The organism is Pandoraea captiosa (genome assembly GCF_902459775.1).
GTDB lineage: Bacteria > Pseudomonadota > Gammaproteobacteria > Burkholderiales > Burkholderiaceae > Pandoraea > Pandoraea captiosa.
On the sequence record NZ_CABPSQ010000001.1, the window covers coordinates 461,252 to 486,526 of the forward strand.

Consider the following 25,275-nt stretch of genomic DNA (forward strand, 5'->3'; position numbering starts at 1 on the left):
ACCCGTTGGCCCTTCTTCGTGCTAATCCTGATTTTCGTCAGAAAAATCGATTTGCTATTCTCGCGTAATTAAAGGACTTCTAACAAGTTCGCCTGCCTTTTAAACGGCAGATCCAAGTCCGAATAAATCCCGAAAGAGGAGTTCGTCGATTGCGAGAAGACCGGATAAAAACATCACTTGCCGTTTCCACCTCCAGTGTATGGGACGGCAATTTGCGGAAGACGGGGTTGTTGGGTTCGAGGGTTTGTCATCGTGCTGTCCTGACCACGGCGGTGACGGCGCTACTGCCGTCGGCGCAGGCGTTTGCGCAATGTGCAGCCGCGCCTGCCGCGCTTAGCGTCACGTCCGGGAGTTGCGTCGACGATGCGCTCACGGCGCGAGACAGTGCCGGACCTGCACCGGTAGTCGAGGTATCCGGCGCGGGAACCTACACCGGCAACTCGGTCGTCCTGACGGCCACCGGCACCAACTACGGGGCACACGCCACGGCGGGTGGCACGATTTCTTTGATCGGCACGTCCTCGGCTATCGCTTCGGTCAGCACGTCTGGCGCGTCGGGACATGGCCTTTATGCCGATAGCGGGGGGCAAATCACCGGAAGCCATACGTCCGTCGACACCAGTGACGTCGGCGCTTATGGCGTGGCGGCCGTCGGCGCGGGCAGCAGTGTGTCGCTCACCGATAGCGCGGTGAGCACCGGCGCGGACAACGCCCACGGCGCCTACGCTGCCGGCGGTGGTTCGGTTACCTTGACCCACACCGATGTTACGACGTATGGGACGGGCGCCTCTGCCGTCTTTGCAGACGCTGCGGGAACGGTGACCCTCACCAACCTGAACACGTACAGCTTTGGCGATAACGCTCCGGGCGCCGTCGCCTCAGGCGCGAACAGCAGCCTCTCCCTGAATAACACCTACGTGAACATCTACGGCAATGACAGTGCCGGGCTGTCTGCCACCGGTGGAGGAAAAATCACCGTCAATGGCGGCGCCATCGCGACCGGCGATTATTACGGAGGTATCGTCATTGCGAACGCTCCGGGCGTGCTTGCCCGAGGCACAGGCAGCAGCATTTCGATGAGCAATGGCGCGACGTCGGCGACGTATGGCGCCAACAGTCCCGGCCTGTGGGCCGATGCGGGTGGCCGCATCGACTTTTCGGGCTACGGTGTCTTCACCTACCAACCCGATTCCGCCGGCGCCGTGGCGAGCGGCGCAGGCAGCACCGTCGCGCTGACGGGCACGATCGTCCGTACGTCGGGTCCTGCCGCAACTGGCGTGCGGGTCACCGACGCCGGTACGGTCGTCGTGACGGGCACCGAAATCACCACCGGGTTCAGGGTGACCGGAAGCAACCCGCCTGCGCTGCAGTTTCCCGGTGCGCAGATCGGCTTGCAGGCGTATGGCGTCGATGTGGTGGGGGCGGGAAGTCAAGCACAGGTCGAGCGGAGCAACATCACGACGCACGGCGATGGCGCCATCGGCGTTCGGGTCAGCCAGGGCGCGACAGCGATGATCACCGGTGGCTCCATCACCACAGCGGGAAACGCCGCACACGGGATCGCCGTCGTCAACGGCGGTGCGGTTGCCGCCTCAGGGACGACCGTCACAGTGAATGGACCCGGTGCCGCGCCGATCTATCTCGCGGGCAGCGGGCCGGGCACGGTGACGTTCACCGGTGGCAGCCTCGGCGCCACCAACGGTGCAATCGTGCTGGCCGAAGGCGGGACGGGTACGGTGTCGATCAACGGCGGTACGGCGATAACGCCTGCTGTGATCAACGGCCGACGCCTGCTCGCTCGCGTGACCGAGGATACGACGGGCACGTCGAGCCATCTGACGCTGAACATTACGGGAATTCCATCGCTGACTGGCGACATCGTCGTTGACCCGTCGACCTTGACTTACAACCTTGCCGACAGCCAATGGACCGGCAATCTGACACTGATCGGTGCGGGCAATACGGCCAGCGCCAATCTGAGCGCGTCGCAATGGACGGGCGATTTGCTGGCCGATGCCGGCAATAGCGCTGACGTGACGCTGGCTCAGGGCAGTGTCTGGACGGGGTTGGCACGCAATGCGACCGATGTCTCGATCGACGCCTCCAGCGTCTGGAACGTCACAGGCGATTCGAACGCGACCGGTACCGTGACCAATGCCGGGTTAATCCAGTTCGTCCCGCGGCCGGGCGCCTACAGTACGCTGACAGTGGGCAGCTATACCGGCAGCGCAGCGAGTCGCATCGGTTTCAACACCTATCTTGGCGCCGACAACTCGCCGACCAATCTGCTGGTGATCGATGGCGGCCGGGCCAGCGGCACGACGTCCGTGATCGTCAACAACACGGGCGGCGCGGGTGCGCAAACCGTGGCGGACGGTATTCGGCTGGTGCGGGTCGATGGCGGAGGCACGACCACCGCGGGCGCCTTCACGCTGGGCCAGCGTGTGGCGGCTGGCGCATACGAGTACCAACTCTTTCGCGGCGGCAGCACTGATCCGAACGACTGGTTCCTTCGTTCGCATCTCGTCGATACTTCGACAGGTCCTGCCACGTCGGGCAGCACGGAAATTCCGCTCTACCGACCGGAAGTGGCGCTCTACTCGCCAGTCCCGGCGATCGCGCGACAGATGGGCCTCTCCACGTTGGGGACGCTGCACGAGCGCGTCGGCGAGGAGGAGAACTTGCGTGACTTGCCCGAACCGCGGGCCTATGCGAACGGCGCCTGGGGACGGGTGTTCGGCGCACGCGTGAGTAACCGATGGAGCGGGACGGTGGATGCGAGCGCGACGGGGAACCTGATCGGATTCCAGACAGGCCTCGACGTGTACCGTCGGACCACGGACAGTGGGCACCGGGACCATGCCGGGGTGTACGTGGCGTACGCCGACTACAACTCGCCGTCCGTACAGGGATTCGCGCTCGGCACGCAGAATCTGACGGTGGGGCGTCTGGTCATGAATGGTCCGTCAGTCGGCGGGTACTGGACACATTTCGGTCCGAGCGGCTGGTACCTCGATGCGGTGATGCAGGGCAGCTGGTACGACGCAAAAGCAACGTCCAACTATGGCGCCGGGATATCGACCAACGCCACGGCTTACGCGGGCTCGGTCGAGGCGGGTTATCCGTTCCGTTTCGGCGACGGCGGTGGCTGGCTGGTCGAGCCGCAAGCACAGATCGTCTATCAGGGGGTATCGGTAGGCCAGTCGCGAGACCAGTATTCGAGTGTGGACTGGAGCGCGGGCGGTGCCTGGACCGGGCGTCTGGGGGCACGGCTGCAATACACGACGCGCGACGGGCACGGCACGCTCTGGCAGCCCTACGCGCGAATCAATCTCTGGCACGTCTTCTCCGGTGCGGACAACACGCTTTTCGGGCAATCGTCCCCTACCGTCGAAACGCGCTTCGGCGACACGGCGATGGAGCTCGGCGGCGGCGTCACTGCACAGGTGAATCGGAAGTTGAGCTTTTACGCTCAGGCCAGCTACCGCTGGTCGCTCGACAGCGACCGCAATCGTCGTACTGCGACCGCCGGCACGTTAGGCCTTCGCTACAACTGGTAACGCGGTTCCCGTAACAGTGCCGAGATCTGCGTAGCTCTCCTGACGAGTGCGCAGATTCTCGGGCTATATCGACGGCGTCGACCGCGTGAAGTCGGTGTCCCGCGTCAGAATGCGCGGCGCAAGAAAAAACCCGCACAGCCGAAAGACTGTGCGGGTTTTTCTGTTCTGGTCGGGGCGAGAGGATTTGAACCTCCGACCACCTGCACCCCATGCAGGTACGCTACCAGGCTGCGCTACGCCCCGTGAGAGATGCGTCGGTGAAGATGCATCGCTCGAAAGAACGCGATTATAGCAGAGCTTTTTGCGGGAAAGAAAGGGGACATGCCACTCCGACGCATCTTTTTTTCCTTCGCCAGCCACGCGACGCATCAACTCATTGAATCGCTTCCTTTTTTTGCGCGTCCCCTTCGCGCACACAACGTCCCGCTCCATCGCACACAGACCTCGCCACGGCGTTCGACACCCATGATGGTTATCCCGAATGTCGAATTCGGAAGGCCTCACGATAATGGAATTCTGCCTAAATCCATTGCCCACGAGGCGCGGAGACAAGCGATGCCGCACACCCAGGGATTTGGCGACGCGCGCGATCTTCTGCTCGCGCAGCGCGCTCACTACGACGTGGCGTACCGCGATTTTCGCTGGCCGGTCCTCTCGCAATTCAACTGGGCGCTGGATTTCTTCGATCCGCAAGCGCAAGGCAACGACACACCCGCGCTCTGGGTGGTCGAGGAAGACGGCAGCGAAACACGTCTGTCGTTCGCCGAAATGTCCGCACGCTCGAACCGCGTTGCCAACTACCTGCGTGAACACGGTGTCGCACGGGGCGAGCGGGTATTGCTCATGCTGCCCAATCAGGTCGAACTGTGGGACCTCATGCTCGCCTGCATGAAGCTCGGCGCTGTCATGATTCCGGCCACTACGCTGCTCGCCGCAGGCGATCTCGTGGACCGGCTCGAACGCGGCCGGGTGCGCCACGTTGTCACCACCGCGCGAGACGCCCACAAGTTCGCTAACCTTGCCGGTGACTATCGGCGCATCGCCGTCGGCGATGACACCCCGGAGGGCTGGCTACCGCTCGCTCCCGCCTACGACAGTCCGCCCGAATTTGCGCCCGACGGCACCACGCTCGCCACCGACCCGCTGTTGCTGTACTTCACCTCGGGCACGACATCGCGTCCCAAGCTCGTGCTGCATACGCATCAGAGCTATCCCGTAGGCCATCTCGCGACGATGTACTGGATCGGCCTGCAACCCGGTGACGTCCACTGGAACATCAGTTCACCGGGATGGGCGAAGCACGCCTGGAGCTGCTTCTTCGCGCCATGGAACGCCGGCGCCACGATCTTCATCTACAACTTCTCGCGTTTCGATGCGCGCGCTGCCCTCGAGACTGCCGCTCGCTGCGGCGTGACCACATTGTGTGCACCGCCGACCGTCTGGCGCATGATGATTCAGGAGGACCTCACCCGATACGCGGTGAAATTCCGCGAATTGATCGGCGCGGGCGAGCCGCTCAATCCCGAAGTGATCGATCAGGTCAGGCGTGCCTGGAACATTACGATCCGCGATGGGTACGGGCAAACGGAGACCTGTTGTCAGATCGGGAATTCGCCGGGACAGGTCGTCAAGGCGGGGGCGATGGGGCGCCCGATGCCGGGATATCGTGTCGTGTTGCTCGACCCCGATGGCAAGGAAGCCGACGAGGGCGAAGTCGCGCTGGTGTTGTCGCCGCGACCGACCGGGTTGATGCAAGGCTATGAGGACGACGCCGGGAAGACCGCCGACGCCATGCGAGACGGCTACTATCACACCGGCGATGTCGCCATGCGCGACGAGCGGGGCTATTTCACCTACGTCGGCCGGGCTGACGATGTCTTCAAGGCATCCGACTATCGCATCAGTCCGTTCGAACTGGAGAGCGAAATCATCAAGCATCCGGCGGTGGCCGAGGCCGGTGTCGTGCCAAGTCCCGACCCGGTCAGACTGGCGGTGCCCAAAGCGTTTATCGCGTTGCGCGCCGGGTTTCAGGCCGACGACAAACTTGCGCTCGACATTCTCCAGTTCTGTCGCGATCAGCTCGCGCCTTACAAACGCATTCGCCGCATCGAGTTCTGCGATTTGCCAAAGACGATCTCCGGCAAGATTCGCCGCGTCGAACTACGCCGCACCGAGGAAGGGCGCAGCCTCGAACTGCGTCGCGAGAGGGAGTTCTGGGATGTCGATTTCGCCGATCTGAAGTGAGACGTGGCCGCCGACGTCGCCGATGTCACCGATGTCGACGATGTCGACGATGTCGCACCTCAGTGCATATGCTGAATCACCAGCTCCGCGCCCAACATCGCGAGGCCGACAAAGAAGCATCGACGAAAGACCGGTGCGCTCACACGACCCCGCACCCATTGCCCGAAGAACATGCCACCCAGCGCGGGCGCGAGCGCCAGCAGCGATACGCCGATGGCGTGACCATGAAAGACGCCGTCGCGTGCCAGCCCGGCGGCGAGCGCCATCGTCGAGACGGTGAACGACAGACCCAGTGCCTGCACGAGGTCGTCCTTGTCCAGATCGAGCGCCTGCAGAAACGGTACGGCGGGGATCACGAAAACGCCGGTGGCTGCCGTCACCAGCCCGGTAATCACTCCGATACCGCCGCCCAGTGCGCTGACATGGGAGCTGCGCCAAGTCTTCGGCACCTTCGGGCGCACCGCCGCCAGCCCGAGCGCGGCGTAGACGAGCAGCGCGACTCCCAATGCCATGCCGGGCAGATTGCCGCCGTTCGCAAGCCATCCGCTGCCTGCCCACGTTCCGACGCAGATGCCGGCGAGCATCGGCCACAGGCGTTTGGCCAGCGCTGCGAAGCGTGGACCGGCCAGCAATTGCCAGATATTGGTGACGAGCGACGGCACGATCAGCAGTGCCGCCGCTTCGGCCGTTGGCATGGCCAGGCCAAGCAGCCCGACGGCCACCGTCGGCAAGCCCAGCCCGATCACGCCTTTGACGAATCCGGCGAGCAAAAAGGTGACAAGGCCCAGCGACAGCAGGGGGAGAAGGTCGGCAAGTGTGTGTGCAGGCATCATGCGCTCAGTATCGATGCGCGGCGGCACGCCGCCAATGCGGCATTCACGCAGGCGGACTCAGGCGGGCGCTGAGGCTGTGTGCCGGGTATCAGGCACCAGGTATCGGGTATCGGACGACCAGCGGGGCGCGCGCTGTTACCTCCCGTTGAGCGCCGTTGAGGCCGACGTTGATGCGCATTTCGGCCGCGATGTCGCGAAATGCCCCGTCGAAGTGGCGCCCGACGCGGTTTGGCGTTTTCAGTTATGCTCAGGCCAAATTCGCGCCGTGCCGCGCATCGGGCGCGTTCCCCCGGAATCCCGATTCCGGCGGTCGTGCCGCTGCCGTCGGCACCCCGTAGACCTCCGTATGCCGTTCGCCGCCGATACCCGCACCGATCGTGACGCCTCGTCATGCCGGACGTCGTCGGCGACCGTCATGCCATAGCACCGCGCTTGTCCAGAGGGATGGAAGTTGGAAAACCAGAATCGTCAAAACGAACCTACCGCCCACGTCGGTCAGTCTGACGCCCACGCGCTGCTCGACCAGCGTCTGGCGCTCATCATGCAGCCTGCGCACCGGGCTCTGCTCGGCGAGGGCCTGTCGGGCATCGAACGTGAAACGCTGCGTGTCGAAGCCAGCGGCGCACTTGCGCTCACGCCGCATCCGCGCGCATTGGGCTCCGCGCTGACCAACGAAGAGATCACTACCGATTACTCCGAAGCGCTGCTCGAATTCATCACGCCGCCGCAACGTGACGCCGCCGATGTCATTGCCCGTCTCGACGAAATTCATCAGTTCGCCTATCGCAAGCTCGGCGCCGAACTGCTGTGGAGCGATTCGATGCCGCCGGCGTTGCCGCCGGAGGAGGTGATTCCGATTGCCGATTACGGCACGTCTCACATCGGCATGCTCAAGCATGTGTATCGTCGCGGCCTCGCGCTGCGTTACGGCAAGCCGATGCAGTGCATTGCGGGCATCCATTACAACTTCTCGCTCGCGGAGCCCGTGTGGGAACTGCTGCGCGAAGCCGAAGGATCGACGGACTCCCCGCGTGACTATCAGTCGGCGCGTTACGTCGCGCTGATCCGCAACTTCCGCCGCTACAGCTGGTTGCTGATGTATCTGTTCGGTGCGTCGCCCGTGCTGCACGCCGAGTTCCTGCGCGGGCGCAACCACGGTCTGGATACGTTCGACGACGGCACGCTCGGGCTGCCATACGCCACGAGTCTGCGCATGAGCGATCTGGGCTATCAGAACAGCGCGCAGTCGGAAGTCTCACCCTGCTATGACTGCCTGCCGAGCTATATCGATGCACTCACGCAGGCGGTGAGCCAGCCGCATCCGGCCTACGAAGCGCTCGGCACGAAGCGCGACGGGCAATGGATTCAACTCTCGACGAATCTGCTGCAAATCGAAAACGAGTTCTACGCGACGATCCGTCCGAAGCGCGTGACGTACAGCGGCGAGCGTCCGGTGCAGGCGCTCGCGCGCCGGGGCGTGCAGTACGTCGAAGTGCGTTGTATCGACATCGATCCATTCGAGCCGGTCGGCATCGATGTCGACACGGCGCGATTCATCGACGCCTTCCTGTTGTTCTGCGCACTGGAGAACAGCCCGTCGTGCTCGACCGCCGAGAACGTGGAAAATCGCGATAACTTCGCGCATGTGGTCAAAGAGGGCCGCAAGCCGGGCCTGGTCCTCCATCGTGGCGGCGAAGCCATCACGTTGTCCGACTGGGCCGACGAACTGCTCGATCGCATCGACCGCACCGCAGCCGCGTTCGACGCGCAACGTGGCGGCGCTCACTATGCGCATTCGATGGCCTTGCAGCGTGCCAAGGTGCGTGACGTATCGCTCACGCCGTCCGCCCGTGTCATGGCCGCGCTCGAACCGCTTCGCGGCACGGCAGGCGGCGCGTTTCAGGCGTTTGCGCTGGAACAGAGCAAGCGTCACGCGCAGACGCTGCGTGAAATGCCCCTCGATGCTGCCGTCATCGATCACTTCGAGACGCTGGCGCGCAAGTCGCTCGACACGCAAGCCGAACTCGAACGCACGCAGGTCGGCGACTTCGATGCCTTCGTTGCGGCGTACCGCGCCGGAACGCTGGGGACGGTGAGCGTCTGATCCCAAGTCGAGGATCAACGCAGTTCCATGAAAAAAGCGCCTTGCGGCGCTTTTTTCTTTACGCGAGTACGCCGAGCTGCCAGGCGAAAAAGACAGCCAGTCCCGCGCCGATAGTGAGTAGCTGATGACGCGTTGCCGCACACACCGCGATCGTGACCAGCGCGGCCACGAGTTGCGGATTGCGCCACGTCAGTTCAAGGCCGTCGCCGTGCGGGGCGAGCGTCATGGGCACAATGATCGCCGTGAGCACCGTGACGGGAACGAAAGACAAGGCTTCGCGCAGCCACTCGGGAAAATGCACCCGGTCGCCGAGCACGAAGATGCCGGCCTTGACCGCAAACGTTACGCCCGCCATGCCGAGAATTGCGACGACGTAGTTCATTGTGCACCTCCCGTGGAGGCTTCCTGCGAGCGCATGCCGGAGGCCTCGTGCGCCGTGTTTCGGCGATCGTTATCCCCGCCGCTGCCCGAGTCCGGTCGCGCGCCGCCCCGACGCTTTGCGTGCAGGGCCAGCATGCCGGCGACAATGCCGAGCGCAACGGCCACGAGTAGCCCGAGCTTGTAGGGCAGCCCCCGACACAGGAATGCCGAGGCGCCGGCAACGACTGTCGCGATGGCCCAGGGCACGCGCGCCATTTGCGGCACGATGATCGCGATGAAAGTCGCCACCATCGCGAAGTCGAGCCCCAGCGTTTGCAGACGAGGAAAGGCAGCACCGAACAGCAGGCCGGCCAGGGTCCACAGTTGCCAGTTCAGATACATCGACAACGCGGAGCCGAGGAAGTACCAGTGGCCCATCGGGTCGTCCGGGTGGCGATGGAAGTAGCTGCTGGTGACAGCAAACGTTTCGTCGGTAAGCAGAAAACCCAGCACGGAACGCCAGCGCAGGTTCAGATGCTTCACGTGCGGCAGCAGATTCGCGGCGTACAGCATGTGTCGCAGATTGACGATCAGCGTCGTTGCCCACAGGACGGCGTAACCCACGCCCGTGGCGAACAGCCCGGCGGCGATGAACTGACTGGATCCGGCGAAAACGGTGAGCGACATCAGTTGACCGTGCCATAGCGCCAGAGGCGTGGAGGCGACCAGCGCGCCGAAAATCAGGCCGAATGGCGCAGCGCCGACGATCATCGGCAACGTATCGCGAGCACCTGCGGCAAAGCTTGCCGTGCGGGACAGAACCGGCATGGTGAAACGTTCCTGAAGGTGGATAAAGGATGAACCGAGCAATGAACTGAGCAATGAACGGAGCCCTCAGCATAGCGGTTTCGGCCCCGCGCACGCTTGTACGTTCTTGCGTTCCGCAGGATGGCGCAAGCCAATGCAAAAACGGCCGCCGTGTCGGTTCACGGGCGGCCGTTTCCGGGCTTGCGGGAGGATCGGATCGACGCCGCTCACACCGGCGCGAGTCCGGGACTCACCGGACTCAGGGCGAAATCACGGGTGCTTGAACATATCGAGAATGCGGGCCTTCTCGCTGGCATCGGTGCCGCCGGGCGACGGCGGCTGACCAGCGGCGGGCGGCGGGGCGACGGGCGACGGCGAACGGTTGCCGAAGAACGGCAGCGAGAAGCCTCCGCTGTTGTCTTCGATGCCGATACTCGCAACAAAGCCATTGCCCGGCAGCTTGTCGGATTCGTACAACTCGCCATTCACGACGCTCACGCCCTCGGGCATCGGCATTTGCTGCTGCGGCACCCCGTTGAGCGCGACCCCCATGTACTTGAGCCAGACAGGCAGTGCCAGTTGTGCGCCGAATTCCCGGCTGCCGAGCGTCTTCGGCTGGTCGAAGCCGAGCCATGCGACCGCGACGAGCGAGCGTTGATAACCGGCGAACCAGCCGTCGACGGCGTCGTTGGTCGTGCCGGTCTTGCCGGCGATGTCTGTGCGCTTGAGCGCGTTCGTTCCCGAGCCCGTGCCGCGCTGCGCCACCGTTTGCAGCAGACTATTCATGATGAACGCATTCGGCGCGGAAATAGCGCGCGCCGCGTTGACGCCCGCGACAACCGGCGTCGCCTTGTTCAGCACGTTGCCGCGCGCATCGCGGATTTCGCTGATGAGATACGGTGCGACGCGATAACCGCCGTTGGCGAACACGGCATACGCCCCTGCGAGTTGCAGCGGCGTGGTCTGTCCCGCGCCAAGCGCCATCGGCAGGTACGGCGGCACTTTGTCGGCGTCGAAGCCGAAGCGCGTGGCGTAATCCTGCGTGTACTGCGTGCCGGCGAATTGCAGCAGACGGATCGCCACGAGGTTCTTCGAGCGTTGCAGACCTTCGCGCACGGTCATCGGGCCGCTGAAGGCGTCGTCGTCATGCGGATCCCACGCCTGGCCGCCCGTTTGCGCAGGGGGCAGGTTCAGCGGGCCGTCCATCACCATTGTGGCAGGGCTGACGCCTTTTTCGATGGCCGCCGAATAGACCACCGGCTTGAACGTCGATCCCGGCTGACGCCATGCCTGGGTCGCACGGTTGAACTTGCTCTGGTTGAAGTCGAAGCCGCCGATGAGCGCACGGATCGCACCGTCGTCCGGCGAGAGCGACACCAGCGATCCCTGTACTTCGGGCAACTGCGAAATGCGCCATTTGCCCTTGGCGTCCTTCATGACGCGGATGATCGAGCCCACGCGAATGCGAATCTTCTCGTTCGCCTTGGGCGAGAGGGCAGACGCGGCGAAGCCGATACCGTCCCCATTGATCACGGCGGCGTCGCCCGAGAGCGGTACCGCCGTCACTTGCGACGCACTCGCCGCCACGACGACTGCCGCCACGAGGTCGCCGTTATCGGGATGCTCGAGCAGTGTGTCTTCGATCAGTTGCTGACGGTCCGGCATGGCCGCCGGCAGTTCTACAAAACCTTCGGGGCCGCGATAGGCATGGCGGCGCTCGTAATCGAGCACGCCCGCGCGCACCGCTTCATACGCCGCCTGCTGCTTTTTGGAATCGAGCGTGGTGATGACCGTCAGGCCCCGCGTGTAGGTGTCGTCCTTGTACTCGTCGTACACCGCCTGACGCACCATCTCCGCGACGTACTCGGCATGCACGTTGTACTCGTTGCCGGACGTGCGCGTGCGGATCGGCTCGTGCAGCGCATCTTCATATTGATTGCGCGAGATGTAACCCAGATCGAGCATGCGCTTGAGGATGTATTCCTGACGGATCTTCGCGCGCTTGGGGTTGACGATGGGGTTGTAGGCCGACGGCGCTTTGGGCAGCCCGGCGAGCATCGCGGCTTCGCCCAGCGTGATGTCTTTCAGATCCTTGCCGAAGTAAATCCGTGCCGCACTGGCGAAGCCGTACGCGCGTTGGCCCAGATAGATCTGGTTCATGTACAGCTCGAGGATCTTGTCCTTGGACAGCGCGGACTCGATCTTGTACGCGAGCAGCATTTCGTAAATCTTGCGGGTGGCCGTCTTCTCGCGCGAGAGGAAGAAATTGCGGGCGACCTGCATGGTGATGGTACTGGCGCCTTGCGCTGCGCCGCCGTGCATTACGTCCGATACGCCTGCCCGCAGAATCCCAATGAAGTCGACGCCGCCGTGGTCGTAGAAGCGGTAGTCCTCGATGGCGAGCACCGCCTTTTTCATGACGTCCGGGATCTGGTCGATGGTCACCAGACTGCGTCGCTCTTCGCCGAATTCGCCGATCAGTACGTTATCGGACGTATAAACGCGCAACGGCACCTTGGGGCGGTAATCGGTGATGACATCCAGCGGCGGCAGGTTCGGGCGCATGACGATCAGCGCATACCCGACGATCAGGGCCGCGACGACGGCCAGTCCTGCCAAGGTGGCAAGGATCACGGCAATCGTGCCGAAACCGCGCTGGCGACCGAAGGCGGCGCCATGAAAGGGGGGCGACGCGGCGTGCGATGACTGCGCCTGAGGGGTGACGACGGGGGACGAGCGGTGCGCGCGTTGCGACGGCGCACGAGGCGGCAAACAATGCTTCAAGGACATACCCAACGAAAAATGCAGGATGGGAACAGGCCGGCCGGCCTAGCGCTGCGTGGATCCCCGCCGCGCGGCGAAATCGGTGCAGTATGCCACGCCCGGCGAATCCCTCCCGAAAAAAGTAGGGGGGCAAGAGCCGCCAATGGCAGGCAAACTGCGGGGTCGGCGCGACACGGGCATCTGGCATACGCCGTCGCCCGGTCGCGCCCGGGTTGAATCGGGTGAATCGGGTGAATCGGGCGAATCGTTAGCGACGCGCTTCGGTTGCCATACGCAGGGCCAGTGCGCCGAGCACACCGCCCATCAGATAGCGCTGAATACGCAGCCATGCCGGTCGCTGGCCGAGAAAGCGCGAAATGGCGCCGGCCGATAGCGCGACGGAGGCGTTCACCGCCACGCTGCAAACGATCTGTGTCAAGCCGAGGAACAGCGACTGCGTCAATACGCTGCCGTGCTCGGGGTGCACGAACTGCGGCAGCAGTGCGAGATAAAGCATGGCGATTTTCGGATTCAGCACCGAAGTCAGCAGGCCCATCGTGAAAAGACGGCGATTGCTGTCCTTGGGCAGCGTGCGCACCTCGAACGGCGATCGGCCGCCGGGCCTGAGCGCTTGCCAGGCGAGCCAGAGCAGGTAGATGGCGCCGCCGAAGCGCAACGCATCGTAGGCGAACGGCACCGCGAAGAGCAGGGCAGTGATACCGAAAGCCGCACAAAGCATGTAGAAGACGAAGCCCAATGCCACGCCACCCAGCGACACGAGACCGGCGGCAGGCCCCTGGCATAACGAGCGGGAAATCAGATACATCATGTTTGGCCCGGGCGTCAGGGCCATGCCGATGGTGACCAGAGCGAAGGCCAGCCAGGTGGAGATCTCAGGCATTGTGGTGGCGTCCCGAACGCTCGATGCGTTCGAGTCTCGTGAAAGGAGCAGGCTGCAAGATACCACGCGCGCGGCGTGTGCGCCGGTTCGGAAAAACCGAGCGGTCACATCGTGCGAATTCAGCCCAGCCGTTTGAGAAAGACCGTCATTTCCTTCTCCGCCTGCCGGTCGCCGTGCGCCTGCGCCGCGGCGATGCCACGCGTCCACGCGTCGCGCGCACCCTCGATGTCGCCCGCACCCTGACGCGCCTTGCCCAGCAATTTCCACGCAGCGGTGTAGGTCGCGTCGAACGCGACGCAATGCGCGAGGTGATCGGCGGCGACGTCGAAATTCTGCAAGTCCAGATAGGCCTTTCCCAGCCCAAAGCGCAACAGGGCGTTGTCCTTGCCGGCGGCCAATAGTTTCTCAAGTCCTTCGATCATGATCCGAATATATTGAATGTATATATAAAAAACGTAATAAGATTTCGGGCACCCCCCGATCACTCGCAGCACGTTGTCGTACCTCGGTGTCTTTGTCTTTCCGGTGAGCTCGCATAACGATCTCGACCTGACTCGACGCGTCGGATGCCCGACGGTTGATATCGATCAACCCGGGCACTCGTCGGCATCTTGGCCTACAGGCACGTAAACCCGCAGGATGCTCAAGTCTGGCGTGCGATGCGCCGATGTGACAAGTAGTACCGGCCCAACAGAGGCCGGACAGGGGTGGGATACCCATTCAGCAAGACGGAGACGACAGCATGTTGCGAAGCTTTTCGATCAAGGCGCGCCTGGGCATGACCATGGCGCTGTTGGCGGTTTTATTGATTGTGTTGGGCGCATTGGGCATGGCGGGTATGACGCGCACCGGCGATGCCCTTCGCGAAACGTATGCCAATCATCTCGCGGCGACGGTCGCGCTCGGAAAGGACAACGCTACGCTGGCACGAACGCGCGCGATTCTCGATCGCATCGTGCTGCATCCCGAATCGCCCGACGCCGACAAGGTGGCCGCTCGTGCGCGCAACATGATCAAGGACGCCGACGCGGCATGGGCGGCGTATCAGGCGCTGCCGCACGGCGCCGAAGAGCAGCGTCTGGCGGACGATGTCGCCGCCCGCCGCGCCACGTTCTTCGCGCAAGGCATGGATCCGATGCTCGCAGCCATCGACGCACGTGACCGTACCGCCATGGACGAGATCACGATGAACGTGCTGCCGAAGCACTACGCGTCGCTGACCACTGCGAGCGACGCACTCGCCGCCTACAAACTCAAGCTCGGAGAGCAGACCTATGAGGCGTCGATGGCCGAACTCACCGCGTTTCGCTGGTTGAGCATCGGCGCGACGGCGCTGGGGGTGCTGATGGCCATCGCGTGCTACTTCTCGCTGCGAGGCGCAATCATGCGTCCGCTGAACGAGGCACTGTCGCACTTCGAGAACATCTCCGCGGGGCAACTCGACAACCCGGTGCAGGTGCGTGGCAGGGACGAAATGTCGATGCTCATGCGCGGGCTCGAGACCATGCAGTCCAGACTGGCCGGCACGATCCGCGGTGTGCGCCACAGTTGCGACGCCATGGCCACGGCCACAGCGGAGATCTCGGCGGGCAACACCGATTTGTCGGCGCGCACGGAACAGCAGGCGGCATCGCTCGAAGAGACAGCCTCGTCGATGGAGCAACTGACGGCGACCGTCAAACAGAATGCCGACAACGCGCGGCAGGCGAGCCAGTTGGCCGTCAATGCGTCGGACATTGCGACACGCGGCGCGCAGGTCGTGGCGCGCGTGGTCGACACGATGCAGGGCATCTCGGCGAGTTCGTCGCAGGTCGTCGATATCATCGCGGTCATCGACGGCATTGCGTTCCAGACCAATATCCTTGCGCTCAACGCGGCGGTCGAAGCGGCGCGAGCCGGCGAGCAGGGGCGCGGTTTCGCGGTAGTGGCCGGCGAGGTGCGCACGCTGGCCCAGCGCAGTGCCACGGCCGCACGCGAAATCAAGGCGCTCATCGAGGCGTCGGCGCAGAAGGTATCCGACGGCTCGACGCTGGTGACCGAAGCGGGACGCACGATGGACGAGATCATGCAGGCCGTGCAGCGCGTGACCGACATCATGGGCGAAATTTCGGCCGCGTCGGACGAGCAGAGCGGCGGTATCGAACAGGTCAATCAGGCCGTCACGCAAATGGACACCGTGACGCAGCAGAATGCGGCGCTGGTGGAGCAGGCGGCAGCGGCGGCGGCGTCGCTGGAGGACCAGACCAACGCGTTGCGTGAGGAAATGGCGCGGTTCCGGCTGGGGGACGAAGGCGCGGCGCAGGGCGTTACGCCGGGCAGCGGGCGACGTGCCGCATTGCACTCGGTCGGCGGTACCACGCTGTCGCTGGCCGCATGAGTCACCACGCCACCTGAGTCACCTGATGAGCCACCGGAGCGGGCATGTCCATGGCGGCGGCCCGCCTAACCGGGTAACATTGCGCATCTTTTTGCTCAGTTGAGGGTGTCGAGGTATGAAGCGAGTGGCGCTGATGGCGACGGTGGCAGTACTGGCGGGTCTGACGGCAGGCTGTGGTCCGATCAACCAGATGAGCCGGCCCGATCCGGCAACGGGTCGACTGCTCGATCAAGGCACCAGTGCCGATCGTTTCATGGTGCTCAATTGCATCTACCACGGCTGGAGCGAGCTTTCGACCAACGTCGATTCGACGAGCTACGCGCGTCAGGGGGCCGACCGTGTGCGTGTCTATCGCGGTCATGACAAGGACAACAACGCGATCTACAACCCGTACGTCGACGTCATGCAAGGCGGCTTCGGTGCCCGTATTCAGTACTTCGAGACGCCCGGCAGCAACCTGCCGCGTGATTTCGAGAACACCGTCAAGCGCTGCATGGTGCCTTACGCGGGCAGCAACGACTGATCGGTGCGTCCGAAATAAGAAACCAAGAAGCCCCGGCGTGAAAGCGCCGGGGCTTTGTTTTTTTCGGGATCGAATCCCGTACGGGCGCGCTAAGCGGCGGGGTGTCACATGCCCGTCGTCCCGGGGGGCAAAAGGCGCCGTACGGCCCGGGTTGGCCGGGTTTGCGGTCTTAGAAATTAAAATCATAAAAACGATTTTTTATATATCTTTTTCCAATATTGCGGTAGGGAGCCGGGGAAAAGTCTGTCATCTGTTGCGTAACAGGAATACGCGACAAGTGCGCACGATGACGGCACGTTCGCGGTCGAATCGCGCTCAGCCGGGGTGAAATCGGGGTCGGATGCGCGCACGGCCAATTCGACGCAAACGGGTGTTCGGCAGGGCGCGGACCGGGTACGGCAACCCATGCAACGGACACCCCGCAAATCCCCGTGTGACGGCTTTCCGGGGCGGTGAGGCTTGGGAAAACGTGCTATGCTCCACGCCGTGATTGATCAGGTCCTTCCAAGCACCACTTGATTCTCGCAATCCGCTAATCGGTCAGGCCGTGTCGCGGAAGGTTTCGTAACCCGCTATTTCTCGAGACACTCGTAGAAAAGGTGAGCGCAAAATGAGTTTGATGGAACAATTCCAAGCGAACTCGTACCTCTTCGGCGGCAATGCCCCCTACGTCGAAGAACTGTACGAATCGTATCTTGATAATCCGGCTTCCGTGCCGGACAACTGGCGCCAGTATTTCGACGCGCTGCAAAACGTTCCCGCTGTTGATGGTTCCAACGCCAACGACGTGGCTCACGCCCCGATCGTGGAGTCGTTCGCCCAGCGCGCCAAGGCCAACGCCTTCGTGTCGCATGCCGGCGCTTCCGACCTGGCCGTGGCCCGCAAGCAGGTGCACGTGCAGTCGCTGGTCGCCGCTTACCGCTTCCTCGGCGCACGCTGGGCCAATCTGGACCCACTCAAGCGTCAGGAACGTCCGGCCATCCCGGAACTGGAACCCGCTTTCTACGACCTGACCGAAGCCGACATGGACAGCGTGTACTCGGCAGAGAACACGTACTTCGGTTTCGAACAAGCAAGCCTGCGCGATCTGCTCAAGGCGCTGCGCGACACGTACTGCGGCTCGATCGGCGCCGAGTACATGTACATCAGCGATCCGGTGCAAAAGCGCTGGTGGCAGGAGCGTCTGGAGAAGGTGCGCGCAACGCCCAACTTCACCGCTGAAAAGAAGAAGCACATTCTCGAACGCCTGACGGCCGCTGAAGGCCTCGAGCGTTATCTGCATACCAAGTTCGTCGGCCAGAAGCGCTTCTCGCTCGAAGGCGGCGAATCCTTCATCGTGGCGATGGACGAGCTCGTCCACCACGCCGGTAGCAAGGGTGTGCAGGAAATCGTGATCGGCATGGCCCACCGCGGTCGTCTGAACGTGCTGGTCAACACCCTCGGCAAGATGCCGTCGGACCTGTTCGCCGAATTCGAAGGCAAGCACGTCGACGATCTGCCGGCAGGCGACGTGAAGTACCACAAGGGCTTCTCGAGCGACGTCTCGACCACGGGTGGCCCGGTCCACCTGTCGCTGGCGTTCAACCCGTCGCACCTGGAAATCGTGAACCCGGTGGTCGAAGGGTCGGCCAAGGCCCGTATGGACCGTCGCGGCGAAGCCGACGCGGCCAGCGTGCTGGCGGTGCAGGTCCACGGTGACGCGGCCTTCGCAGGCCAGGGCGTCGTGATGGAAACGCTGAACCTTGCGCAAACGCGTGGTTACGGCACGCACGGCACGGTGCACATCGTCATCAACAACCAGATCGGCTTTACCACGTCGGACCCGCGCGACGCGCGCTCGACGACGTACTGCTCGGACGTGGTCAAGATGATCGAAGCGCCGGTGCTGCACGTGAACGGCGACGATCCGGAAGCGGTTGTGCTGGCCATGCAACTGGCGCTCGAATTCCGTCAGGAGTTCAAGAAAGACGCCGTCGTGGACATCGTTTGCTTCCGCAAGCTGGGCCACAACGAGCAGGACACGCCGGCGGTCACGCAGCCGCTGATGTACAAGAAGATTGCCCAACACCCGGGCACGCGTGCTCTGTATGTCGAGAAGCTGGTGCAGCAGGGCGTGATCACGGCCGAGGAAGGCGACGGTTTCGTCAAGGCCTACCGCTCGGCCATGGACGACGGCCACCACACCATCGACCCGGTGCTCTCGAACTACAAGAGCAAGTACGCCGTCGACTGGGTGCCGTTCCTGAACAAGAAGTACATCGACAAGGCCGATACGGCCGTGCCGCTGGCCGAAATCAAGCGACTGGCCGAGCGCATCACGACGATTCCGGAGAACTTCAAGGTTCACCCGCTCGTCGAGAAGGTCATCGCCGACCGTCGCAAGATGGGCGCCGGCGAGCAGCCGCTGGACTGGGGTATGGGCGAGCACCTGGCTTACGCCTCGCTGGTGGCGTCGGGCTTCGCCGTTCGCCTGACCGGCCAGGACGCCGGCCGTGGCACGTTCACGCACCGCCACGCCGTGCTGCACGATCAGAACCGCGAGCGCTGGAACGACGGTACGTACATCCCGCTGCAACACGTGGCTGACGGCCAGGCCAACTTCACGGTCATCGACTCGGTGCTGTCCGAAGAGGCAGTGTTGGGCTTCGAATACGGTTACTCGACCGCCGAGCCGAACACGATGGTGCTGTGGGAAGGCCAGTTCGGCGATTTCGCCAACGGTGCCCAGGTCGTGATCGACCAGTTCATCTCCAGCGGCGAAGTGAAGTGGGGCCGCGTCTCGGGCCTGACGATGCTGCTGCCGCATGGCTACGAAGGCCAGGGTCCGGAGCACTCGTCGGCACGCATGGAACGCTATCTGCAACTGTGCGCCGATACGAACATGGAAGTGGTTCAGCCGACCACGCCGGCACAGATTTTCCACGTGCTGCGTCGTCAGATGATCCGTCAGCAGCGCAAGCCGCTGATCGTGTTCACGCCGAAGTCGCTGCTGCGCCACAAGGAAGCGGTCAGCGAGCTGTCGGAACTCGTCAAGGGCGGTTTCCAGACCGTCATCGGCGAAACCGATGCCACGATCGACGCCAACAAGGTCAAGCGTGTCATCGCTTGCTCGGGCCGCCTGTACTACGACCTGATCGCACGCCGTCGTGAAGAGAAGTCGACCGACGTGGCGATCGTCCGTGTGGAACAGCTCTATCCGTTCCCGCACAAGGCGTTCGAGAACGAGCTGAAGAAGTACGAAAACCTCGCCGAAGTGGTGTGGGCTCAGGACGAACCGCAGAACCAGGGTCCGTGGTTCTACATCGAGCACCACCTGCTCGAAGCCATGAGCGCCGGCCAGAAGCTGGCATATGCCGGTCGCCCGGCCTCGGCCTCGCCTGCGGTGGGTTACTACGCCAAGCACTACGAACAGCTCAAGTCGCTGCTCGACGTTGCTTTCGGTCGCAGCCTGAAGGGCGCGACGGTGGTGCAGTAACCGGTTAGGTCTTACAGCGGTCGTCCTCCCCCAGGGACGGCCGCTGCCGTATTTCCGAATTGAACGTTTATCGAATCCAGGATCCAGAAATGGCCATTGTTGAAGTCAAAGTCCCCCAGTTTTCCGAGTCGGTTTCCGAAGGCACGCTGCTCGACTGGAAGAAGAAAGTCGGCGAAGCGTTTGCGCAGGACGAAACCATCATTGAAGTCGAGACCGACAAGGTCGTGCTCGAAGTGCCGGCCCCGGCGGCTGGCGTGCTCGTCGAAGTCTCGGCCGCCGCTGGCGACACCGTGACGTCCGAACAAATCATCGCCAAGATCGACACCGAAGCCAAGGCAGGCGCTGCTGCGCCGGTCGCCGCCAAGCCGGCCGAAGCCGCTGCGCCGGCTGCCGCCCCGGCCGCTGCCCCCGCCGCCGGTGGTGCTTCGGGCAACATCGCCAGCCCGGCCGCTGCCAAGGTGCTGGCCGAGAAGAACCTGTCGGCCGGTGACGTCGCCGGTTCGGGCCGTGACGGCCGCGTGACCAAGGGCGACGCCCTGGCTGCCGGCGCCAAGCCCGCTGCCGCTGCTGCGTCGTCGATCCCGGCGCCGGCACAACGTGCCGCACTGCCGTCGGTGGCTGCCCCCACGGGTCGCGACCAATCGCTCGAAGGCCGTCCGGAACAGCGCGTGCCGATGTCGCGTCTGCGCGCCCGTATCGCCGAGCGTCTGCTCCAGTCGCAACAGACCAACGCCATTCTGACCACGTTCAACGAGGTCAACATGAAGCCGGTGATGGATCTGCGCAACAAGTACAAGGACAAGTTCGAGAAGGAACACGGCGTGAAGCTGGGTTTCATGTCGTTCTTCGTCAAGGCCGCTGTGCACGCGCTCAAGAAGTACCCGGCCGTGAACGCCTCGATCGACGGTAACGATATCGTCTACCACGGCTACTTCGACATCGGTATCGCTGTCGGCTCGCCGCGTGGTCTGGTGGTGCCGATCCTGCGCAACGCCGACCAGATGAGCCTCGCCGACATCGAGAAGAAGATCGCCGAGTACGGCAAGAAGGCTGCCGACGGCAAGCTGTCGATCGAAGAAATGACCGGCGGTACGTTCTCGATCTCGAACGGCGGTGTGTTCGGCTCGATGCTGTCGACCCCGATCATCAACCCCCCGCAGTCGGCCATTCTCGGCGTGCACGCCACGAAGGATCGTGCCGTCGTGGAAAACGGCGAGATCGTCATCCGTCCGATGAACTATCTCGCCATGAGCTACGACCACCGGATCATCGACGGTCGCGAAGCCGTGCTGAGCCTCGTCGCCATGAAGGAAGCGCTGGAAGATCCGGCTCGCCTGCTGCTCGACCTGTAAGCGTTAGCGCGCACCGCGCGGTGCCGTCCGGCCATGCATGGCGTGGCCGGCGCGCCGCGCCTCCCCCTGCCGTCAACCTTCACTGAGTCTCAAAATGGCAAACAAAGCATTTGATGTAGTCGTTATCGGCGCCGGCCCCGGTGGTTATATTGCCGCGATTCGCGCTGCGCAACTTGGCTTCTCCGTCGCGTGCGTCGAGAAGTGGACCAACCCGGCCGGCAAGATGGTGCTGGGCGGCACGTGCCTGAACGTCGGTTGCATTCCGTCGAAGGCACTGCTGGCGTCGTCGGAAGAATTCGAAAAGATCGGTCATCACCTGGCCGATCACGGGATCACCACGTCGGATGTCAAGATCGACATCGCCAAGATGCTCTCGCGCAAGCAGGGCATCGTGGACAAGATGACCGGTGGTATCGAGTTCCTGTTCAAGAAGAACAAGATCACGTGGCTCAAGGGTCACGGCACGCTCGTCGCCAAGAACGACGGCGGCTACCAGATCGACGTGAAGGGCGCCGAGACCGAATCGGTCACCGCCAAGAACGTGATCATCGCGACGGGTTCGAAGGCTCGCCATCTGCCGGGCATGCCGGTCGACAACAAGCTCATCTCGGATAACGAGGGTGCGCTGTCGTTCGACACGGTGCCGAAGAAGCTGGGCGTGATCGGCGCCGGCGTGATCGGTCTGGAGCTGGGTTCGGTGTGGCGCCGTCTGGGTGCCGAAGTCACCGTGCTCGAAGCCATGCCGGAGTTCCTCGCCGCCGCCGACGTCGGCGTGGCCAAGGAAGCAGCCAAGCAGTTCAAGAAGCAAGGTCTGGACATCAACGTCGGCGTGAAGGTCGGCGAAGTCAAGACCGGCAAGGACAACGTTACGGTCAACTACACGGACAAGGACGGCAAGGAGCACTCGCTCGAAGTCGATCGCCTGATCGTGTCGGTCGGTCGCGTGCCGAACACGGACGATCTGGGCCTGGGCAACATCGGTCTGGCGACCGACGAGCGCGGCTTCATCCCTGTGGACGATCACTGCCGCACCAAGCTGCCGAACGTGTATGCAATCGGCGACGTGGTGCGTGGCCCGATGCTCGCGCACAAGGCCGAAGACGAAGGCGTGCTGGTGGCCGAAGTCATCGCCGGTCAGAAGCCGCACATCGACTACAACTGCATTCCGTGGGTGATCTACACCTCGCCGGAAATTGCGTGGGTCGGCAAGACCGAGCAGCAACTCAAGGCTGAAGGCCGTGAGTTCAAGCCGGGTCAGTTCCCGTTCGCGGCCAACGGTCGTGCGCTGGGCATGGGCTCGTCGGACGGTTTCGTGAAGGTTTTGGCCGACGCCAAGACCGACGAAATCCTCGGCGTGCATGTCATCGGCCTGAACGCTTCGGACCTGATTGCCGAAGCCGTGGTCGCGATGGAGTTCAAGGCCGCGTCGGAAGACATCGGTCGTATCTGCCATCCGCACCCGTCGCTGTCGGAAGTGATGCGTGAAGCCGCCCTCGATGTCGAGAAGCGTGCACTGAACAAGTAAGCGGTATTCGCTTACCTGTGTGAACAAAGGCGAGGCAACTCGCCTTTGTTTTTTCCCGATTTCCTTTGCCCACCGGCGCGGGCTCGTCGCCGCACTGCATGAACGTTCGCGAATACTACCAACAAGAATTGGCCGCGCGCGGCTACAAGCCCGATGAAGCGCAGGAGCGCGCTGTCGAGCGTTTGCAGAAATGCTACGACGAATGGGCCGCTTATAAATCCAAGCGCTCGAATACGCTCAAGAAGTGGCTCGTCCACCCGGATCTGCCCAAGGGTGTATATCTCTGGGGCGGCGTGGGGCGCGGCAAGAGTTTCCTGATGGACAGCTTCTACTCGGTGGTGCCGTTGCAGCGCAAGACGCGCCTGCACTTCCACGAGTTCATGCGCGAAGTCCACCATCAATTGCAGGCGCTCAAGGGACTGCCGGATCCGCTCGACGAACTCGCCAAGCGCATTGCCAAGCGTTATCGCCTGATCTGCTTCGACGAATTCCACGTGTCGGACGTGGCGGACGCCATGATCCTGCACCGCTTGCTGGCCGAGCTGTTCAAGAACGGCGTGCAGTTCGTCATGACGTCGAACTACCGTCCCGACACGCTGTACCCGGACGGACTGCACCGCGACCGGGTCCTGCCGGCGATCCGCTTGCTCGAAGAGAAACTGGACGTGCTCAACGTCGACGCGGGCATCGACTATCGTCGCCGCACGCTCGCGCAGGTGCAGGTCTACCACTATCCGCTTGGCAACGACGCGAACCGCGCGCTGCGCGCCGCATTCAGCGAGATCGCCGGCGTGCCGGACGAAAGCCCGCTGCTGCATATCGAGCAACGCGAGCTGAAGGCGTTGCGGCGTGCCGGAGGCGTGGTGTGGTTCGACTTCCATACGCTGTGCGGTGGACCGCGTTCGCAGAACGACTATCTGGAACTGGCCAATCGCTTTCACACCGTGGTGCTCTCGGATGTGCCGAAGATGACGCCTCGCATGGCGTCGGAAGCGCGCCGCTTCACGTGGCTGGTGGACGTTTTCTACGACCACAAGGTCAAGCTGCTGATGTCGGCGCAAGTGCCTGCCGAGGAACTGTACACGGAGGGCACGCTGGCCAACGAATTTACCCGGACGGTGTCGCGTCTCGTGGAGATGCAGTCGCTCGAATATCTCGAAGCACCGCGTCGCGTGGTCGATACGTCGCTGACCTGATCCTGCCTATCGGCCCCGGTCGCCGCGACCTCGCTGGCGCGAGTCCGAGGGCGGGGGAGGCGGTGGCTGCCGCTGCTCCCGGATGTGATTGTAGATGTCGCCGCGAAGGTCGCCCTGCGGGCGCACCTCTTGCGGCTGCGGCCGAGACGGTCCAGACCGTGCGCCGCCCTGATTGTCGCCGCGTCCGTTGGGACGTTCGGCGCCTTGTGCAAACCAGCCCTGGAAAAACCGGTTGCCCGACGACGATTGGGCCGCCGCGCCCAGCGACGCACCGGCCAGCATGACGAAACACAGCATCCGGACAAGTCGGGCATAACGCGTCGTGCGCATGGTGCCACCTCCTTGTCGGTTGAACTGCCCTGAATTGCGCCGTGGACTTGGCGCATGAGCGGGCTCCCCACGCGGCAACAGGCGGCTTCGCGCTGCCGGCCAGGTAGCGTGCTCTGCGCGTGACGTCCATTGCGGCTACGCTTCGAGATTAAAAGGACAGCGACCTGCGTGCTGTAAAGATTTGTAAAGCAATGTAAGTCGGCAGGCGATTGTCGCCATACGTCACCTACCATGCGCTCTTTTGACGCTGTATTGTTTGTCGGAGTCCTGTGATGCGTAAGCTTTCCGTCGTCCTGATTGCACTGGCGGTCGTGCTGGGCCTGCTGTTCGGTACGCCGTATTACACCCTGTGGCGCGCGCGCGATGCCGCCAATGCCCGCGACGCCGACGCGCTCTCGTCGTATGTCGACTATCCGGCGGTGCGTGAAAGTCTGAAAACGAGTCTGCACGACGAACTGTCGCGCCAGATGGACAAGCAACGCGGGAACGCGTTTGGGGCGCTGGCACTGGCGCTGGGCGGCTGGGTGTCGGATCGCGTTGTCGAGGCGCTGCTCACACCGGAGGCCGTTGCGGCCATGTTGCGCGGCGACAGCACTGGGTTGCCTCCGGCGCCCGGAGCGCCTGCGCCGCGTGACGTCGCGCCACCGCAGTCGTCAGCATCGGCGGCACCGGCCGCGCCTGCAGCACCCGCCACGCCACCGACGAACGGCGACGCGAATTCGTCGGCTGCAGCCGGCGCGGGAGCGCAGGAGAACAAGCCGCCGCGCACGACGACCAAAACCGAGTTCCAGGACTTCAATCATTTTCTCGTTCATGTGTCACGCAGCGATCGTCCGGAGCGCGTCGTGACCTTTACGCTGACACGGCGAAACGTCGTGCAGTGGCGTCTGACGGCGATTGCGTTGCCGCCGTTGTAATTTCTCGT

General features: G+C 63.4%; 17 protein-coding genes and 1 tRNA gene. 10 read left to right on the forward strand and 8 right to left on the reverse strand.

Annotation, left to right across the window (positions count from 1 at the left end; genetic code table 11):
- Nucleotides 1-272: 272 nt before the first annotated feature.
- Nucleotides 273-3,560, forward strand: coding sequence for an autotransporter family protein (locus PCA31118_RS02080; protein WP_150622503.1), 3,288 nt, complete (start codon nt 273-275; stop codon nt 3,558-3,560).
- A gap of 166 nt (nt 3,561-3,726) precedes the next feature.
- Here PCA31118_RS02080 and PCA31118_RS02085 read toward each other — a convergent pair.
- Nucleotides 3,727-3,803: transfer RNA gene (locus PCA31118_RS02085), tRNA-Pro, on the reverse strand.
- 312 nt (nt 3,804-4,115) lie between these two features.
- Between PCA31118_RS02085 and PCA31118_RS02090 the strand changes: the two genes are divergently transcribed.
- Entirely contained in the window at nt 4,116-5,804 is a 1,689-nt protein-coding gene (locus tag PCA31118_RS02090) for an AMP-binding protein (protein WP_150622505.1), read from the forward strand.
- Between the two features lie 59 nt (nt 5,805-5,863).
- On the opposite strand, the gene PCA31118_RS02095 is transcribed toward PCA31118_RS02090, so the two are convergent.
- Nucleotides 5,864-6,637, reverse strand: coding sequence for a sulfite exporter TauE/SafE family protein (locus PCA31118_RS02095; RefSeq protein WP_150622507.1), 774 nt, complete (start codon nt 6,635-6,637; stop codon nt 5,864-5,866).
- A gap of 514 nt (nt 6,638-7,151) precedes the next feature.
- Here PCA31118_RS02095 and gshA point away from each other — a divergent pair.
- Entirely contained in the window at nt 7,152-8,741 is a 1,590-nt protein-coding gene (gene gshA, locus PCA31118_RS02100) for a glutamate--cysteine ligase (protein ID WP_281356202.1), read from the forward strand.
- Nucleotides 8,742-8,799: 58 nt separating this feature from the next.
- Here the strand turns inward: gshA and PCA31118_RS02105 are convergent, their stop codons facing one another.
- The 5 genes from PCA31118_RS02105 to PCA31118_RS02125 form a co-directional block, all read right to left on the reverse strand.
- Entirely contained in the window at nt 8,800-9,123 is a 324-nt protein-coding gene (locus PCA31118_RS02105) for an AzlD domain-containing protein (protein WP_150622511.1), read from the reverse strand.
- A complete protein-coding gene (locus PCA31118_RS02110; protein ID WP_246190014.1) occupies nt 9,120-9,929 on the reverse strand; it encodes an AzlC family ABC transporter permease in 810 nt (269 codons plus the stop codon). The genes PCA31118_RS02105 and PCA31118_RS02110 overlap by 4 nt, the downstream gene beginning before the upstream one ends.
- A gap of 249 nt (nt 9,930-10,178) precedes the next feature.
- Entirely contained in the window at nt 10,179-12,698 is a 2,520-nt protein-coding gene (locus PCA31118_RS02115; RefSeq protein ID WP_246190015.1) for a penicillin-binding protein 1A, read from the reverse strand.
- Nucleotides 12,699-12,939: 241 nt separating this feature from the next.
- Nucleotides 12,940-13,572, reverse strand: coding sequence for a LysE family translocator (locus PCA31118_RS02120; protein ID WP_150622513.1), 633 nt, complete (start codon nt 13,570-13,572; stop codon nt 12,940-12,942).
- A gap of 119 nt (nt 13,573-13,691) precedes the next feature.
- Complete coding sequence (locus PCA31118_RS02125) at nt 13,692-13,994, reverse strand: tetratricopeptide repeat protein (RefSeq protein ID WP_150622515.1); 303 nt, start codon at nt 13,992-13,994, stop codon at nt 13,692-13,694.
- A gap of 320 nt (nt 13,995-14,314) precedes the next feature.
- On the opposite strand from PCA31118_RS02125, the gene PCA31118_RS27475 reads away from it, so the two are divergent.
- The 6 genes from PCA31118_RS27475 to zapE all read left to right on the forward strand — a co-directional run bounded on the left by PCA31118_RS27475 (nt 14,315) and on the right by zapE (nt 24,020).
- Nucleotides 14,315-15,949 carry a methyl-accepting chemotaxis protein gene (locus PCA31118_RS27475; RefSeq protein ID WP_150622517.1) on the forward strand — a complete coding sequence of 545 codons (1,635 nt, stop codon included), beginning with the start codon at nt 14,315-14,317 and terminating at the stop codon, nt 15,947-15,949.
- A 115-nt stretch (nt 15,950-16,064) separates the two neighbouring features.
- Complete coding sequence (locus PCA31118_RS02135) at nt 16,065-16,472, forward strand: hypothetical protein (RefSeq protein ID WP_044456107.1); 408 nt, start codon at nt 16,065-16,067, stop codon at nt 16,470-16,472.
- A 619-nt stretch (nt 16,473-17,091) separates the two neighbouring features.
- A complete protein-coding gene (locus PCA31118_RS02140; RefSeq protein WP_425495309.1) occupies nt 17,092-19,947 on the forward strand; it encodes a 2-oxoglutarate dehydrogenase E1 component in 2,856 nt (951 codons plus the stop codon).
- Between the two features lie 89 nt (nt 19,948-20,036).
- On the forward strand, nt 20,037-21,299 hold the full coding sequence (gene odhB / locus PCA31118_RS02145) for a 2-oxoglutarate dehydrogenase complex dihydrolipoyllysine-residue succinyltransferase (RefSeq protein ID WP_150622521.1): 1,263 nt from the start codon (nt 20,037-20,039) through the stop codon (nt 21,297-21,299).
- Between the two features lie 94 nt (nt 21,300-21,393).
- On the forward strand, nt 21,394-22,824 hold the full coding sequence (gene lpdA / locus PCA31118_RS02150) for a dihydrolipoyl dehydrogenase (protein WP_150622523.1): 1,431 nt from the start codon (nt 21,394-21,396) through the stop codon (nt 22,822-22,824).
- Between the two features lie 98 nt (nt 22,825-22,922).
- The gene (zapE, locus tag PCA31118_RS02155) at nt 22,923-24,020 is read left to right on the forward strand and encodes a cell division protein ZapE (RefSeq protein WP_150622525.1); all 1,098 of its coding nucleotides are present in this window, start codon (nt 22,923-22,925) and stop codon (nt 24,018-24,020) included.
- 6 nt (nt 24,021-24,026) lie between these two features.
- On the opposite strand, the gene PCA31118_RS02160 is transcribed toward zapE, so the two are convergent.
- Entirely contained in the window at nt 24,027-24,350 is a 324-nt protein-coding gene (locus PCA31118_RS02160) for a hypothetical protein (RefSeq protein WP_150622527.1), read from the reverse strand.
- A gap of 272 nt (nt 24,351-24,622) precedes the next feature.
- Here PCA31118_RS02160 and PCA31118_RS02165 point away from each other — a divergent pair, with 272 nt between their 5' ends.
- Nucleotides 24,623-25,267, forward strand: a complete 645-nt coding sequence (locus PCA31118_RS02165; protein WP_150622529.1) for a DUF2939 domain-containing protein — start codon at nt 24,623-24,625, stop codon at nt 25,265-25,267.
- Nucleotides 25,268-25,275: the final 8 nt, after the last annotated feature.

Bases quoted from the DNA above. Each gene is read 5' to 3' on its own strand.
- PCA31118_RS02135 (WP_044456107.1), top strand. From the start codon at position 16,065: ATGAAGCGAGTGGCGCTGATGGCGACGGTGGCAGTACTGGCGGGTCTG.
- zapE (WP_150622525.1), top strand. From the start codon at position 22,923: ATGAACGTTCGCGAATACTACCAACAAGAATTGGCCGCGCGCGGCTAC.
- PCA31118_RS02165 (WP_150622529.1), top strand. From the start codon at position 24,623: ATGCGTAAGCTTTCCGTCGTCCTGATTGCACTGGCGGTCGTGCTGGGC.
- PCA31118_RS02110 (WP_246190014.1), bottom strand. From the start codon at position 9,929: ATGCCGGTTCTGTCCCGCACGGCAAGCTTTGCCGCAGGTGCTCGCGAT.
- PCA31118_RS02095 (WP_150622507.1), bottom strand. From the start codon at position 6,637: ATGATGCCTGCACACACACTTGCCGACCTTCTCCCCCTGCTGTCGCTG.
- odhB (WP_150622521.1), top strand. From the start codon at position 20,037: ATGGCCATTGTTGAAGTCAAAGTCCCCCAGTTTTCCGAGTCGGTTTCC.
- PCA31118_RS02105 (WP_150622511.1), bottom strand. From the start codon at position 9,123: ATGAACTACGTCGTCGCAATTCTCGGCATGGCGGGCGTAACGTTTGCG.
- PCA31118_RS02140 (WP_425495309.1), top strand. From the start codon at position 17,092: ATGGAACAATTCCAAGCGAACTCGTACCTCTTCGGCGGCAATGCCCCC.
- PCA31118_RS02090 (WP_150622505.1), top strand. From the start codon at position 4,116: ATGCCGCACACCCAGGGATTTGGCGACGCGCGCGATCTTCTGCTCGCG.
- lpdA (WP_150622523.1), top strand. From the start codon at position 21,394: ATGGCAAACAAAGCATTTGATGTAGTCGTTATCGGCGCCGGCCCCGGT.
- PCA31118_RS02160 (WP_150622527.1), bottom strand. From the start codon at position 24,350: ATGCGCACGACGCGTTATGCCCGACTTGTCCGGATGCTGTGTTTCGTC.
- PCA31118_RS02125 (WP_150622515.1), bottom strand. From the start codon at position 13,994: ATGATCGAAGGACTTGAGAAACTATTGGCCGCCGGCAAGGACAACGCC.
- PCA31118_RS02115 (WP_246190015.1), bottom strand. From the start codon at position 12,698: ATGTCCTTGAAGCATTGTTTGCCGCCTCGTGCGCCGTCGCAACGCGCG.
- PCA31118_RS27475 (WP_150622517.1), top strand. From the start codon at position 14,315: ATGTTGCGAAGCTTTTCGATCAAGGCGCGCCTGGGCATGACCATGGCG.
- PCA31118_RS02120 (WP_150622513.1), bottom strand. From the start codon at position 13,572: ATGCCTGAGATCTCCACCTGGCTGGCCTTCGCTCTGGTCACCATCGGC.